Annotated in this window: 13 protein-coding genes; 12 read left to right on the top strand and 1 reads right to left on the bottom strand. The window is 70.4% G+C overall.

What is annotated here, in order from left to right; all coding sequences use genetic code 11:
- Positions 1-604: 604 nt before the first annotated feature.
- Positions 605-1,204, bottom strand: a complete 600-nt coding sequence (locus ACIQIB_RS11265; RefSeq protein ID WP_400757632.1) for a hypothetical protein — start codon at positions 1,202-1,204, stop codon at positions 605-607.
- Between the two features lie 119 nt (positions 1,205-1,323).
- On the opposite strand from ACIQIB_RS11265, the gene ACIQIB_RS11260 reads away from it, so the two are divergent.
- From ACIQIB_RS11260 to ACIQIB_RS11205, 12 genes are all read left to right on the top strand, one after another.
- Positions 1,324-1,731, top strand: coding sequence for a hypothetical protein (locus tag ACIQIB_RS11260; RefSeq protein WP_400757631.1), 408 nt, complete (start codon positions 1,324-1,326; stop codon positions 1,729-1,731).
- Entirely contained in the window at positions 1,731-2,135 is a 405-nt protein-coding gene (locus ACIQIB_RS11255; protein WP_400757630.1) for a hypothetical protein, read from the top strand. Before ACIQIB_RS11260 ends, ACIQIB_RS11255 begins: the two co-directional genes overlap by 1 nt.
- Positions 2,132-2,404, top strand: coding sequence for a hypothetical protein (locus ACIQIB_RS11250; protein WP_400757629.1), 273 nt, complete (start codon positions 2,132-2,134; stop codon positions 2,402-2,404). Before ACIQIB_RS11255 ends, ACIQIB_RS11250 begins: the two co-directional genes overlap by 4 nt.
- Positions 2,405-2,842, top strand: coding sequence for a hypothetical protein (locus ACIQIB_RS11245; protein WP_400757628.1), 438 nt, complete (start codon positions 2,405-2,407; stop codon positions 2,840-2,842).
- Positions 2,843-3,015: 173 nt separating this feature from the next.
- The gene (locus ACIQIB_RS11240; protein ID WP_400757627.1) at positions 3,016-3,507 is read left to right on the top strand and encodes a hypothetical protein; all 492 of its coding nucleotides are present in this window, start codon (positions 3,016-3,018) and stop codon (positions 3,505-3,507) included.
- A gap of 11 nt (positions 3,508-3,518) precedes the next feature.
- Positions 3,519-4,127, top strand: coding sequence for a hypothetical protein (locus ACIQIB_RS11235; protein WP_400757626.1), 609 nt, complete (start codon positions 3,519-3,521; stop codon positions 4,125-4,127).
- A gap of 38 nt (positions 4,128-4,165) precedes the next feature.
- On the top strand, positions 4,166-4,462 hold the full coding sequence (locus ACIQIB_RS11230; protein ID WP_400757625.1) for a hypothetical protein: 297 nt from the start codon (positions 4,166-4,168) through the stop codon (positions 4,460-4,462).
- A gap of 4 nt (positions 4,463-4,466) precedes the next feature.
- Positions 4,467-8,642, top strand: coding sequence for a phage tail tape measure protein (locus ACIQIB_RS11225; RefSeq protein ID WP_400757624.1), 4,176 nt, complete (start codon positions 4,467-4,469; stop codon positions 8,640-8,642).
- Entirely contained in the window at positions 8,642-9,553 is a 912-nt protein-coding gene (locus tag ACIQIB_RS11220) for a hypothetical protein (RefSeq protein WP_400757623.1), read from the top strand. The genes ACIQIB_RS11225 and ACIQIB_RS11220 overlap by 1 nt, the downstream gene beginning before the upstream one ends.
- Positions 9,554-9,567: 14 nt before the next feature.
- Positions 9,568-10,494, top strand: a complete 927-nt coding sequence (locus ACIQIB_RS11215) for a hypothetical protein (RefSeq protein ID WP_400757622.1) — start codon at positions 9,568-9,570, stop codon at positions 10,492-10,494.
- On the top strand, positions 10,494-11,579 hold the full coding sequence (locus ACIQIB_RS11210; protein WP_400757621.1) for a hypothetical protein: 1,086 nt from the start codon (positions 10,494-10,496) through the stop codon (positions 11,577-11,579). Before ACIQIB_RS11215 ends, ACIQIB_RS11210 begins: the two co-directional genes overlap by 1 nt.
- 4 nt (positions 11,580-11,583) lie before the next feature.
- A complete protein-coding gene (locus tag ACIQIB_RS11205; protein WP_400757620.1) occupies positions 11,584-13,593 on the top strand; it encodes a hypothetical protein in 2,010 nt (669 codons plus the stop codon).
- Positions 13,594-13,862: the final 269 nt, after the last annotated feature.

Genomic DNA, 13,862 nt, shown 5'->3' with positions numbered 1-13,862 from the left:
GGTGGGGAAAGCGTGCCGCCGGCCGTTCTTTCTGCCATTCTTTTGGACTAAGACAGTGGGGATCGGGGCGCTAATGTTCATGGATTGACGGTCATTCTTTTACGTTGGCATCGTTAGAAGTGGTAGCCTTCTAACGGCCCTCCGGGGCTGAGTCCACGCAATAGGGTGGGACACCCCGCAGCAGGCGTACGACCTTCGGGCGGGGTGCCCCGGGACGGGCGCGGACGAGGGGGCGGCCCGGCGCAGCGGGCGCTTGGCCGTCCCCGCAGCTCTCGGCGCTAGCCGTTGAGAAAATGGAAAAATCTGACCAGAATCTCAATACAGCAGACAGTTACCGCCGATACGTCGGCGGTTCGCCTGAGCCATGTCCACACCAGCGGAGATTCGTTCGAATCCATGCCGATGCTCAATCCCGTTTTACCTCCCTCCTGCGGAGAGGGCGCCGCCTCTCGAAGAGTCGGCTGCGTGCAAGAGAATATCAGAGGTAATCCCCCAGGCGGGGCGCTCGCGAGCCAATTAGGAGCGCGTATGGGGGTGGTCGTGAATCTAGTTCAATGAATGCCACTTGGGATTCGAGTGCTGAGCTGATCCTATTGTTCGAAAATCAGCTACTTCCGGCCTCGCCGATCTGGAAGGCGCTTCTGGCGTGGCGTTCTGCCGAGCGAAGCTCTTCCTCCCACGCTTGCGCGCGGTTCTGCTGCTCCCGCTCGTGGAGCCGAACCTGATCTTCCGTGAGGCTCAACTTCGCATCGAAGTAGGCCGCTACCTCACAGAAGCTCCTGAAGTCTGCACCCGGATACTCCTCCCGCCGGTAGCTCGTCCGGTGACTTATCCGCACGAGCTTGTGCATGCCCGTCTCTATGGGACTTGCGTCGAGGAACGAGTTTGAGATCCACGCGTCGACGAGCCCGTGCCCGTTGCAGTGGTACTCGTTCAGGTGAGTTGCGATGCGGCCCCGAACGTCGGCCGTCACGCCGACCTTGATCCGTGGGTGCGTCCCCGCCACGGAGAGCACGTAGATTCGGCTCCCCACTGCTTCGTTCAGGTAGCGGGTCCGAGCCCACGCGCGCGCGAGGACGGCCTTCTCCACGGCGGACGCTACGGCGGGAAGCGAGTAGGGGGAAAGCTGTCCGGCGCGTAGGAGATGCACGTACGCCTCGCGCTGCTCCTCCAGTTCGGGTGACAGCGGTTCGAGTTGAGCCATGTCGGGATTCTCTCCAAGGCAGGTGCCCTACGTCAGGGGAACTGCTGGCAGCGCAGCGAGGTGTGCCTCCTGCCCGGCTCCGCAGAAGGATGTCCGTTGCCACGCCTAGGCTCGGCCTCATGACCCCCACCACCCCCTCTGAGCTGCGGCATGTCCGCATCCAGGCGTCCGGGCCGACCGCGCGCCTGGAGGTCGACGGCCACGACATCGCCGCCCACGTCGCCTCCTACCGGCTCCAGCACACCGCCGGGCAGCCCCCGGAGCTGCTTCTGCTGCTGCGCCCCACCGCCGACCCCCAGTGGGAGGGCGCGGCCCGGATCGTGGTCGGCGCCGACCCCGACCCGGGTCCGGCCGCCGCCGCGTTCCTCGCCGCCCTCGACCCGGCGGAGACCGAGCGTGCCGTCCTCGACCGTCACGACCTCCAGGACGGCGGCCCGCACGAGTTCGTTCGGGCGTTGCTCCTCCAGCTCACGGAGTGGGCGTTGGGCAAGCGGCAGCCCGCCGAGCTGGAGAAGGTGGAGGGCTGATGGCCAGCGTGACGAGCAACGCGGCCGTCGTCGCCGCACAGCTTGAGGCCCGCGCCGCCGTTGCGGTGCCGGCGGCTACGGCGGTGGTGCGGCACCACGCGATGCTGCTGGAGACCGCGATCCGCGCCGCCGCGTCCGGCCGCCCCGGACCTGGTGTGCAGACCGGCGACTACCGGCGTTCGTGGACCACCGAGGTGCGGGCCTCCGCGACGGGGGTGGAGGCGATCGTCGGGACCAGCCGCCCGCAGGGGCCGCGCCTGGAGTACGGGTTCGTCGGGCCGGACAGTCTCGGCAGGGTGTTCCATCAGCCGCCGTTTCCGCACGTTGGGCCGTCCGTGGAGCGCGTCGAGCCGCTGTTCCTCGCGGCGATGGGCCGTGTCGCCGAACAGGTGGTGGCCGGATGAGCCAGCTGACCGACGACATCCACCAGGCCGTCGCCGGGGCGCTGCGGGCGCACGGCGCCGGGCTGCTGTCGCGGATGGTTCTGGTGCTGGAGGTCGTGGACGAGGAGACCGGCGAGCTGGGCCTGTACGCCGAGGCGTCGCCGGCGGACATGCCCGCCTGGGACCGGGCCGGGCTGATCCGGTACGCCGACCTCGACCTGACCGGGCAGATCACCGCCTGCCGGATCGCCGACGCCGAGTCGGGCAACGATGACGAGGAGGGCGAGTAGATGCCTGTGCAGGGAAGGGTCGTCTCCCTCGCGCTCCGGGACGCGCTGGCCGCCGGCACCGGCCGCAGTTGCGGGTACGGGGCGGCGCCGGTCGCCGCGGACAAGCCGACCGGGAACACGATCCCCTACAGCGTGTTGTACCCACTCGGCGGCACGTCGTCGGGGCCGCCGTTCGGTGACCAGGCCGGTGACGGCCGCATGGTCTACCAGATCACGTCGGTGGCCAGCACCGCCGAGCAGGTCGAGTGGATGGCCGACAAGGTCCGCGCCACGCTGCTCGCAGTCGGGCCGAAGGGCGGCTTCGTCACGCCGATCGTCCCGGCCGGTCACACCGTGATCGGCCGGGAGATCGACAAGGAGGACGGCCAGTCCGTCGCCAACGGCGTATACAGTTACGTCACGCGGGTCCTGCTGCACGTCACGACACCTGACAGCTGACCCGCCCGCCGACCCCTGGTTGGCACATCTCACCGTGGAGACCCCCGCACGGACGCCCGACCGCCGGTACGGGCCGACTCCTCGACCACCCCTCGCAGTGGGTGGCCGTCAGGGGAACGGGTCTCCGGTGGTCATGAACCCCGGGTGCGGAGTTCCCCGGAAATGAGAGTCGCGTGGCTTCCACGCAGCAGCGGTACATGCGCCGCGGCGTCACCAAGTTCTTCTTCCTGACGACGATCGCCGCCCCGACGAACATCCCGACCCGGCAGGAGCTGACCGCCGGCACCGACCTGTCGAAGCAGATCGCGGACATCGAAGGCTGGTCGCTGGAGAACTCCCCGATCGAGACGCCGGACCTAGGCAACAAGTTCAGTACGAGCATCCCGGGCGAGGACAAGGCCGCGAACAGCGCCCTCACCTTCTACGAGGATCTGGCCAGCGACGTGATCGAGGCCCTGCTGTCGAAGGACGCGGTGGGCTACATCTGCATCCTCCGCAAGGGCGACATCCCGCAGTCCAAGTCGCTGGACGTGTTCCCGGTCCGCGTCGGCTCCCGCGCGCCGAGCTATTCGACCGGCACCGAGCCCGCCAAGTTCAAGGTCAGCTTCTCCATCAGCGACCTGCCGACCCTGGACGCGCCGGTTCCGGCCGCCGCAGCGGGCTGAGGGGGCGGGCGATGACGACCAACACGATCGAGCCTCCCGTCCAGGCCGTGGCGCGGGATGCGCACTGGCGCGCCAAGATGGCCCGCCTCAAGGCCCGGGCCCTGCCGGAGCGGACGGTGCGGATCTGCGACGACGACGCGGCGAAAGCCGCCGTGACCGACGCGCAGCTGAAGCTGGCGCAGGCCCGCGCCGCCGCCCGAACTGCCGCGGCCGGCCACGGCATCGAGGACAGCCAGGTGGACGCCTTCGTGGGGGCGCACCCGCAGGTCGTCATCGCCCACTCGGTCCTCGCGACGGCTGAACAGGCCCTCGCCGACGCCACGATCGAGCTGACGTTCCGCGCCCTTCCCCGGCCGGTGTGGGAGGCACTGCTCGCCGCCCACGCCCCGACCGAGGAGCAGGCCGACAAGGGCCAGGACTACAACGTCGACACGTTTCCGTCGGCCCTGATCGCCGCCAGCCACGTCGAGCGGGACGCGGCCGGCACGGAGGTGGACGGCATGACCGTCGCCGACGCGCAGAGCCTGCTGGACGAGTGGTCGGACGGCGACGCCAAGGTCCTGTTCACCGGGGCGCTGATGGTCAACCAGAAGCTCCGGGCCGACCTGGGAAAAGGCTGACGGCCGACCCGGAGTTCGCGGCGCAGATGGACCTGTGCGTGGCGTACCGCATTCCGCACTCGCAGCTGATGGGGGCTGCGGGCGGCCGGTGGACGGCGCTGGACCGGGAGAAGGCCCTCGCGTTCGCGGCGTACCGGCGGGATGTGTGTGAGGGCTGTGGTACGAGGCCGCAGGAGTGGGACCCCGATCAGGGCGGTGACCGGCACGCGTACGTCTCGCAGACGCACCGCTGCCCGGGTTGCGAGTTGATCGACATGGAGAACGAGCAGGTCCCTGAGGGGGCCGAGGGGCGTGGGGTGAAGATCGGACTGCTCCGGCAGTCCAGACAGGAGTAGCCGGGTGGCCGGCGCCTACACCCTTTACGTCCAGCTCCAGGCGGGGCTGGCCGGTCTGACGACCGGGCTGCGCGGCGGCGCGCAGCAACTCCGCTCTTTCGACGGGCAGTTGTCGAGTACCCGTGTGGAGCTGGAGCGGGTCGAGGCCGCCGCTGCCCGGCTCGGCCGGGCGCAGGTCGCCGCCGCGCAGGAAGCCGCCGTCGCCCAGCAGGCCGTGCGGGCCGCAGTGGAGCGGTCGGCGGCTGCCCAGCAGGCCGCCGCAGCTGCCGCCGAACGCTCGGGCCGCGCGGAGACGGTCGCGGCGCAGGCCGCCGCCCGTGCGGAGGCCGAGCGGGCGGCGGCGATCGAGGCGACGACCCGGGCGACCCGTGCGCAGGAGCTGGCGCAGACGATGGCCGCCCGGGCGCAGGTCACCACTGGCGCCGGGGCGGAGGCAGCGCAGCGAACCGCGCAGGCGGCCGCCGAGTCCGCGACCCGCGCCGGTGAGGCGCAGGCCGTCCAGGCCGGGCGGGCCGCCGCAGCGCAGGAGAGTGCCGCGCGCGCGTCGGCGCTCGCCGAGCGCACCAGTGCCGGGGCCGCGCAGGCAGCTGTGGCGGCGAGTTCCGCGCGCAGCGCCCTCGCCGAGACGGAGGAGCAGGCCGCACGGCGGGCCGCGACCGCCGCAACCGAGGTCGGCCGGGCACAGACCGAGGCAGCCGCGGCGGCCCAGGCCGCGACCGCCGCCCGGGTCTCCGGGCTGGTCACGGGCGGTCTCGTGCTCGGCGCGATCCTCGCCGTCGGCGTGGCGGGCGCCATCTCCTTGGAGAAGGAGATGGCCAACGTGCTGACGATCTCCGAGCAGATCACCGGCGACAACGTCCGGTCGTTCACCGACGAAATCGTCAGGCTCAGTACCGAACTTCCGCAGACCACAAGCCAGTTGGCGGAGGGTCTGTATCAGATCGTCAGCACGGGGTTCGACGGCGCGGAGGCGATGGAGATCCTGGAGGTCTCCGCTAAGGGGGCCAGCGCCGGTCTGACGACGACGGAGACCGCGGCGACCGCGCTGCTGGGCGTGCTGAAGGCGTACGGCATGCCGGCCAGTGCGGCGGCAGACGTCATGGACATCATGTTCATGACGGTCAACAAGGGCGTCATCTCGTTCGAGGAACTTGCCGCCCAGTTGGGCGACGTCGTGCCGATGGCCGCCGCCGCCGGCATCAGCTTCGACGAGGTCAGCGCGGCCCTGGCCGCGATCACCCTCGCAGGCATCCCCGCCGCCGAATCCGCCACCAGCCTCAACATGCTGATGACGCGACTGATGAAGCCCACGAAGGACCTGGCCGGGCTCATCCACGACCTCGGCTACGAGTCCGCGGCGTCCGCCATCGAGCAGCACGGCCTCTACACGGTGCTCGGCAAGATCAACGCCGCCACCGGGGGCGCCGCCGAAGCCACCGTCAACTACTTCAAGGACATTCGGGCTGTCCGCGCGATGCTGGCTTTGGCCGCCGCTGACGGCAAGAACTACGCAGACACCTACTCGGCGATCACCAGTGCCGTGGAGCGGGCCGACGCGACGCAGCACGCGTACTCGATCCAGATGGACACCGTGTCCGGCCAGTTCGCGCTGTTCAAGAACGAGGCAGCCGCCGCAGGCATCGACGTGGCGCGGATCCTGCTGCCCGTCCTACAGGAACTCGCCCAGTACGCGTCGATCGTGGCCGGAGCGTTCAACGACCTGCCCGCGCCGGTGAAGTCGGCACTCGGCGTGCTCATGGCGCTCGGCGCCGTCGCCCTAGTCGCCCGCGCCGGTGTCGCCCAACTGTCGTCCCAGCTGGTCGCGTTCCGTGCGGCCGCCGCCGAGGCGCAGGCCGGGGCGTCGATCCTGCCCGCCCTGCTGCGCGGCACGGCCCTCGCCGCGTCCGGCCTGACCGGCATCCTCGCCGTCGGCGTCCTCGGCTACGCCGCCTACTCGGCCAGCAAGCAGAAGGCGAAGGCCGTCACTGACGACCTCACCGCCGCGCTGCGCTCCGAGCGTGAGCAGCACGACGTCGGCGCCGGCATGCGGGCGCTGGCCGAATCCCTCGCCAACTCCGCCGACATGGCCAAGCTCAAGGCCGCGGGCCTGGAGATGACCGAGGTCATCGACGGCCTCATGTCCGGCGGCGAGAAGCTCGCCAAGCTCAACGAGAAGCTCGACCTGGCGAAGGCCGGTTCCTGGGACGCGAACGTGGGCGGCTTCGACGCCTCGTTCGACAAGGCCAAGTCGATCCTTGCGGAGCGCCACAAGATGTGGGACGACGCCATCAAGAAGGACGCCGAGCAGGCCGCGGCGATGGACATCGTGAACGCCAAGATGAAGCAGAGCGTCCAGACCAACATGGACGTGTGGTCGCCGTCGATGCAGTTGCCGACCGACAAGAACGGCAACACCAAGTGGTCGGACGAGATGAAGGCGATGGGCAAGGCGATGGAGTCCATCGTCGCCCCGGCCGACGCGTGGAAGGCCGCCCAGGAGAGGGTTGCGGAGAGCAGCCGCGCCGGGAGCCTGCAGATCGACCTCGCCAAGACCTCCCTGTCCGGGTACATCACCAAGCTGTCCGAGCAGGCCCAGGCCCACAAGTCGTTCCAGGCCGACCTGGACGAGCTCACCTCCCGCGGCTACGCCCCGCTCGCCGCCCACTTCGCGAAGCTCGGCGACGCCTCCGCCGGCATGGCCCACGACCTCGTGGAGAACCTGAAGCAGGGGAAGAAGGGCACGGCCGACCAGCTCGCCGACCTCACCGCCGTCACCAAGGCGGGCCTCGACGACTACATGGCGGAGATGCGCCGCCAGCTCCAGACCCAGAGGGATTTCCAGAAGAACCTGTCCGAGCTGGCCGTCAGCGGTCACACCGGCCTCGTCGACCACTTCGCGCAGCTCGGCGTGTCCAGCGCCGGGATGCTCGACGAGCTCGTCAACAAGCTCAAGAACGGGCAGGGGCAGGTCGCCGACGAGCTGGAGAAGATCGTCGAAGAGGGCACCGCCCGCTCCAACTACGCCTACCGGGCCGGACTGGAGCAGGTCCCGCTGATCGCCGAGAAGTACGGCAAAGACACGGCCAGCGCGTGGGCGAGGGCTGCCGAGACCGACGATGTCGCGACTTTCGGCAAGCTCATGCAGCAGATGGCGATCACCGACATGTCGGCGGCCGTCGGGGCGGCGACGACGACGGCGCAGGCCGACCTCGGGTCCGGCCTCGACCTGATCAACCAGATGGCCCGGGCGCGCGGCCTGGATGCCGCCAACGCCCTGTCGCAGGCCCTGCTCGCCGGTGATGTCGACAAAGCGATGGCGCAGCTGAAGGCGCTGTGGGGCACGTCGCCGCCGATGTCGCCCCCGGACCTGAACAACATCGTCGCCGCGTTCAAGGGCGCCGGTCTGACCTCGAAGGAGGAGTGGACGGCGATGCTGAGCCTGATCGCGCAGGTGTCGCAGTCCAAGGGCTCCGAGGCGGCCAGCAACCTCACCAAGGCCCTCATGTCGGGCGACATGAAGGCCGTGCAGGCGCAGCTGGACGCGATCGGCGGCTCGGTGAAGAGCATCCCCGGGCAGAAGACGATCAACGTCAACGTCAACAGCCCCAGCCGGATCGACATCCCGGTGGTGCTGACCCCGCAGGGCGCCGCCGGATACAACGGCGGCGCCTGGGACTCGCCGTTCGCCGCGCACAAGAAGGACGGCGGCATCGTCGAGTTCTACGCCAACGGCGGGATCCGCGCACCACGCGGCCCGGAGAACCACATCGCCGAGATTGTCCCCGCCGGCAGCTGGCGCGTGTTCGGGGAGCCGGAGACCCTGGGGGAGTCCTACATCCCCCTCGCCCCGTCCAAGCGCGCCCGCTCGAAGCTGATCCTGGAGGAGACCGCCCGCCGGTTCGGCGGCACCGTCCTCTACGGCGGCACCAGCGGGAAGGCCTACTTCGCCGACGGCGGGGTCGTCACCTCCCGCCCGGCCGCCGCCGCTCCCGCGCGCTCCGCGGTGAAGCTCGTCGCCGCCCAGGCCCGGGCCACGACCGTGGTCGTGCGCGACAGCACCCCCGCACCGCTGATCGGCGAGATGCCGATCACCGTGACCGGGTCGGCCGTCACCGGCGAGCAGGTCGCCGACGCCGTCATGCAACGACTTCGCCACCTCCAGAGGGGAGGCCGCGCCTGATGGCCACCTACCCGGACCTCACGGACTGGCAGATCGACCTGGCCGGAGTCGTCATCGGCCACGGCACCCCCGTCCTCATCGAGGACATCGACGGCCCCGGCACCCCCGACAAGCGCAGCACCGCCCAGCCGATCCCCGGCGAGGACGGCTCCTACCCGGGCCGCGACCTCCTCGGCGTGCGCACCCTGCGCATCCAGGCAGGTATCCGCACCCCCGGCGACCCTGCCGCCGCCCTCGACCTGTTCGCCCAGCTGGAGGCCACCGCCGACAGCCCGGTGCGCCTGGAACCGGGCGCCACGGACGTGCTGCGGATCCGCCGCCCCGGCCGACCCGCCAGCCGGCTGTTCGGTCGGGTCGCCAGCGTCCGAGCGGTCAGCATGGCACGCGCCGTGCACGGCTGGATCCCCGTCCACATCACCTTCGAAGGGCTCGACCCCGCCTGGTACGCCGACGAGGTGTCCGGCGTCAACCTGCCGCTCGACACGTCCAACCGCGACAAGGAGGGCTTCACCGCCCCGCTGCGCGCACCGCTCACCGCCGGCACCGCCGACCCCGAGTCCCGCCCGGGCCGCGCCGTCAACAACGGCAACCGGCCCAGCTGGCCGACGATCCGCATCACCGGGCCCGTCGTCAACCCGAAGGTCTGGATCGAGGGCCACCCCGACGCAGTCCTCGAATTCGAGCCGCTCGCCCTCGGCGACAGCGAGTGGATCGGCATCGAGACCCGGCCCGGAACCCGCTGGGTGACCCGCAACGGGCAGGGCTCCGCCGCCGGGCTCCTCACCCGCCGCTCGCGCCTCGACGCCTTCGCGATCCCCCCGGGGCTCTCCGACATCCGCTGGTCCGCCCAGGACGCCACCAACACCTCCCGCCTCTCCGTCACCTGGCGATCCGCCTCCACCTCCCTGTAAGGAAGCACCACCGCATGCTCATACAGCCCCCGCTCATGGTCACCGGCGGCATCCACCCCGCCCGCGCGCTGCGCATGATGATCCGCGACCTCTCCCGCGGTTCGCAGGGCGTGACCGAAGGCGGGGACCTCAAGGTCCGTGCCACCGCGACGCCCGGGCCCGGCGTGCGCGTCGGCAACGGCTCCGCCATCGTCCGCGGCGCCGTTTTCGGGCAGGGCTCCTACACCCAGTACAACGCCGGCGACCACCCGGTGCCGATCGCCCCGACCGGCGCCACCGGCCGGACCGACCTGATCTGCCTGCGCGTCGAGGACCCCGAGTACGAGGGCAACCGCGACCCCGTCAAGGACGACGTCGGCTACTTCCACGTCATCCCGGGCGTCTCCGCGACCACCACCACTGTGCCGCCGGGCATGACCGCGATCCCGCTCGCCCGCATCACCCAGCCGCCGAACTGCGCCACCGTCAACGACAGCATGATCACCGATCTGCGACAGCTCGCCAACCCCCGCCGCGAGCGCAGGGTCCGGCTGATCGGCGGCTTCGGGTACTCGCCGATCGGTGATCAGGTCGGCGTGTGGCAGGCCACCTGGCCGTCCGGTGCGAAGGTGTCCTTCGACGTGCCCGCCTGGGCGACCAAGGCGTCCGTCGTCACCAGCCTCCACGGCCTGCGCATCTCCGGATCCGTGTTCATCGGCTTCCGGCAGGTCATCGCCGGTGTGATCGGAAACGAAGCGCAAATGGACACGGACGCGCAGACCTGGTCGTCGCGCGCCGACATCTCCATGGTCGACGAGTTCTGGTGGAAGCCCGAGCAGCGCGGCACCACCCAGACCCTGACCGTGCAGGCCGGACGCTACGACCATTCCGTGGGCAGCATCGACGTCAACGGCAACACGACGCTCGTTTCGGACATCGACTTCGTCGAAGGCGTCTACTGATGCCCCCGGTGTACCGGTACTTCACCACAGATGCCCTCAGCGGCCAGGTCCTCGCCCGGGACCTGCCGCTGTCAGGCGTCGCCTTCGGGCCCGAGCTGAACGGGCCCGGCTTGATGCGCGCCACCCTCGCTCCCAAGTTCGCGCACCTCGCACCCCTCAAGACCGGAACCACCCTGCTGTGGGCGGAGCGCGACTACCGACTGGCGTGGGGCGGCCTGCTGTGGGACACCGACCCCGAAGACGACGTCCTGCCGCTCGACGCCGGCGGATTCAGCTCCTACCTGACCAAGCGCCGCGACCTCCACGGCAACCTCGGCGGACGCGGTCCCTACACCGGCACCGACCCGTGCCGCGTGATCGCCGACGTGTGGGCGTACTGCCAGGAAGCACCCGACGGAGACCTCGGCGTCCACGTCGACCTGCCGCCCGGCGGCAGCCCGCTGCTCCTCGGCGACAGCGAACACCCCTACGCCACGCGGGAGTGGGAAACCCCCGCCCTGTCATCGGTGCTGCGGGACGCGACCGGCCTGGACCGCGGGCCCGAATGGACGGAGAACGTCGCCTGGAACGGTGAACAGCCCGAGCGGCGCATCACCGTCGCCTGGCCCCGACTGGGAACCCGCCGCGATGACGTCTACTTCGCCAGCGGCGTCAACATCGTCAGGCCCACCCCGATCCGCGACAACGCCGACGACTTCGCGCAGGTCGTCATAGGTCTTGGCGCCGGCGACGGATCCGCGAAGATCCGCGTTGTCGACGCCGTCCGCGACGGCCGCCTGCGCATGGAGACCGTCCTGGACCGGCCCAGCGTCACCGACCCGACCACCCTCGCCCAACTCGTCCGCGCGGAACGCGACCGCCGCCAGCAGAGCGCCGCCGTCGAAGAGATCACCGTCGTCGACCACCCCGCCGCCCCGATCGGCTCCTGGTCCATCGGCGACGACGTTCGGGTATCCGTCCGCGACCAGTGGACCAGCTTCGACGGCTGGTGCCGCATCACCGCCTGGACGCTGCGCCCCGCCGAGGGCGACAGCCCCGAAACGGTCACCCTTCGCCTCGCCCGCGCCTTCACCACCGGAGCCTGAACCTGTGCCCAACGCCCTGGACGACCTCGCCCGGCGCATCGCCGCGCTCGAAGCAGCCCTGCCCGAACTGTCCCGCTCCTCCCACCTCGCCTACTCCAGCGTCGACGACGGCGCACTCAAGGTCACTGCCGGCGGCCAGCTGCGCGCCATCATCGGCCAGCAGCCCGACGGCACCACCGCCCTGAACATCGTCAACGGCCCCACCCCGCCAGTGCCCGCCGCACCGACCGCAACGCCGACCCTCGGCGGTGTCCGCGTCGGCTGGAACGGCCAGTTCGCCGACGGCACGCCGAGCCCCCTCGACTTCTCCCGCATCGAGGTCCACGCCGCGACCGCCGCATCGTTCACCCCGTCGCCCGCCACCCTCGTCACCACCATCGAGTCCCCGCAGGGCGGCACCGCCACCGTGCCGACCAGCACCCCCGTGTGGGTCGTCCTGGTGGCCCGCTCGACATCGGGGAAGGCGTCCGGCCCGTCACCGACCGCGTTCGCCGGGCCAGCCCCGGTCGTCGCCCAGGACGTCCTGGCCGGCATCGTAGGAGAGCTCCAGCTCGCGGACGATGCCGTGACTGCCGCCAAGGTCGCGGTCGGCGCGATCGACGCGGCCGCCCTCGCCGACGCCGCGGTGACCGCCACCAAGCTCGGCCAGGCCGCCGTCACCGCCGGGAAACTCGCGAAGGACGCGGTCACCCCGGGCAGCGTCGCCGCCGACGCCATCACCGCACGCGAGATCACCGCCGGAGCGATCAGCACCGCCGAACTCGCCGCCGGGGCCGTCAACACGGCGAACCTCGCTGCCGGCGCCGTCACCGCAGGGCAGCTCGCCGCCAGCGCGGTCACCGCCTCCAAACTCGCCGTGAACGCCGTCACCGCCGGGAAGATCTCGGCTGACGCGGTGGTCGCCGGGACCGTCGCCGCAGGCGCGATCACCGGCCGCGAGATCAAGGCCCTGTGCATCACGGCCGACAAGCTCGCCGTGAACGCCGTCACCGCGGACAAGATCTCGGCGGGGGCGATCACCGCCGCGCTGCTGGCCGCCGACGCCATCGACGGCAAGACCATCAAGGGCGTCACCATCACCGGCGCCACCGTCACCGGCGGCATCCTCCAGACCGGGCTGACCGGCCGCAGGGTGATGCTCGCCCCGACCGACCCGGTCGACAGCTCCCCGGCGCCGTCCGCTCTCCTCTACTCCGGCGCCGACGTGGAGAAGCAGCCCGCCCGGCTGACCGCCGAGGTCCGCACCACAGCTGACGGCTCGACACCGATGACCCGGCTCACCGGTCCGCAGCTCACGGCGGACGGCACCCAGACCCCCCGCCTGTGGCTCAGCTCCGGCTGCCCGGGGACCGCCTACCCGGCCCGGGGCAGCTACTCCCTGAGCGTCGCCAGCGAGTACGGGATGGCCGGTGAAGCCGTCATCACCGGGAACGCCGGAGACAAGAACAACGCCGCGTCGATCGAGCTGAGCGTCCGCCGCAGCACCGGCGGGTACAAGACCGCGCTCACCCGCCTGGACCCGGAGTCGTGGTTCACTCAACTCGCTGACCAGATCGCCGCGATGTACCTCAGCAAGGACGGCCTGCTCATCAAGGCCCTCCAAGGGGAGGTGCTGATCCAGACCGGCAACGGGCTGCGCGTCCAGGGCGGCAACGTCGACGTGGGCTACGGCCTCGTGAAGAACAACGCCGCGTGGACGCCGATCACCTTCAAGCGTGGCTGCTCACAGCTCGGCGGATGGCAGTCCGTCACTTTGAAGAAGCGTCCGGACGGCATGGTTGCCCTGCGCGGCATTGTGTCGGTTCCAGCGGGTGTGACCGACAACGTGATCGGCACCATCGACGATCCCAACCTCCGCCCGAAGGTCGGCGAGGTCTTCCCCGTCGCCACCCCCAACGCGGTCAACGCCAACCTGTTCGTCCAGGCCAACGGCAACCTGGAAATCTGGAACGCCACCGGGCCGTTCGGAGGCTGGGTGTCGTTCGGTGCCGCCGAATGGTCCTCCGTCGACTGAGCCGACAGTTGGAGCAGTGACTCGGTTCCGGATCGGCTGACCACACGCCCATGCTTCCGCCTACGCTGTTGGAAGGTAGAGGGCAGTGGCCGGTGGCCCGTCGGCTGCCACAGTCAGTGGCACGGCTCTCCAGATCCGTGAAGGGGTGGACATGAGGCGGGCGCGTCTGGTGTTAGTGGCGATGGTAGGAGTACTTGCAGTAGGCGTTACGGCAACTGCAGTGACTTTGGTTCGTGGTTCCGGGGCCGTGGTAGTTCACGAGGACTTCA

Origin of the sequence: Kitasatospora sp. NPDC092286 (assembly GCF_044755565.1) — a bacterium.
GTDB lineage: Bacteria > Actinomycetota > Actinomycetes > Streptomycetales > Streptomycetaceae > Kitasatospora.
Note: the sequence above shows the minus strand (reverse complement) of the source record. Positions and strands in the feature narration are given on the sequence as shown.

Coding starts and splice junctions, on each gene's coding strand:
- ACIQIB_RS11265 (WP_400757632.1), bottom strand. CDS start 1,204: ATGGCTCAACTCGAACCGCTGTCACCCGAACTGGAGGAGCAGCGCGAG.
- ACIQIB_RS11260 (WP_400757631.1), top strand. CDS start 1,324: ATGACCCCCACCACCCCCTCTGAGCTGCGGCATGTCCGCATCCAGGCG.
- ACIQIB_RS11255 (WP_400757630.1), top strand. CDS start 1,731: ATGGCCAGCGTGACGAGCAACGCGGCCGTCGTCGCCGCACAGCTTGAG.
- ACIQIB_RS11250 (WP_400757629.1), top strand. CDS start 2,132: ATGAGCCAGCTGACCGACGACATCCACCAGGCCGTCGCCGGGGCGCTG.
- ACIQIB_RS11245 (WP_400757628.1), top strand. CDS start 2,405: ATGCCTGTGCAGGGAAGGGTCGTCTCCCTCGCGCTCCGGGACGCGCTG.
- ACIQIB_RS11235 (WP_400757626.1), top strand. CDS start 3,519: ATGACGACCAACACGATCGAGCCTCCCGTCCAGGCCGTGGCGCGGGAT.
- ACIQIB_RS11220 (WP_400757623.1), top strand. CDS start 8,642: ATGGCCACCTACCCGGACCTCACGGACTGGCAGATCGACCTGGCCGGA.
- ACIQIB_RS11215 (WP_400757622.1), top strand. CDS start 9,568: ATGCTCATACAGCCCCCGCTCATGGTCACCGGCGGCATCCACCCCGCC.
- ACIQIB_RS11210 (WP_400757621.1), top strand. CDS start 10,494: ATGCCCCCGGTGTACCGGTACTTCACCACAGATGCCCTCAGCGGCCAG.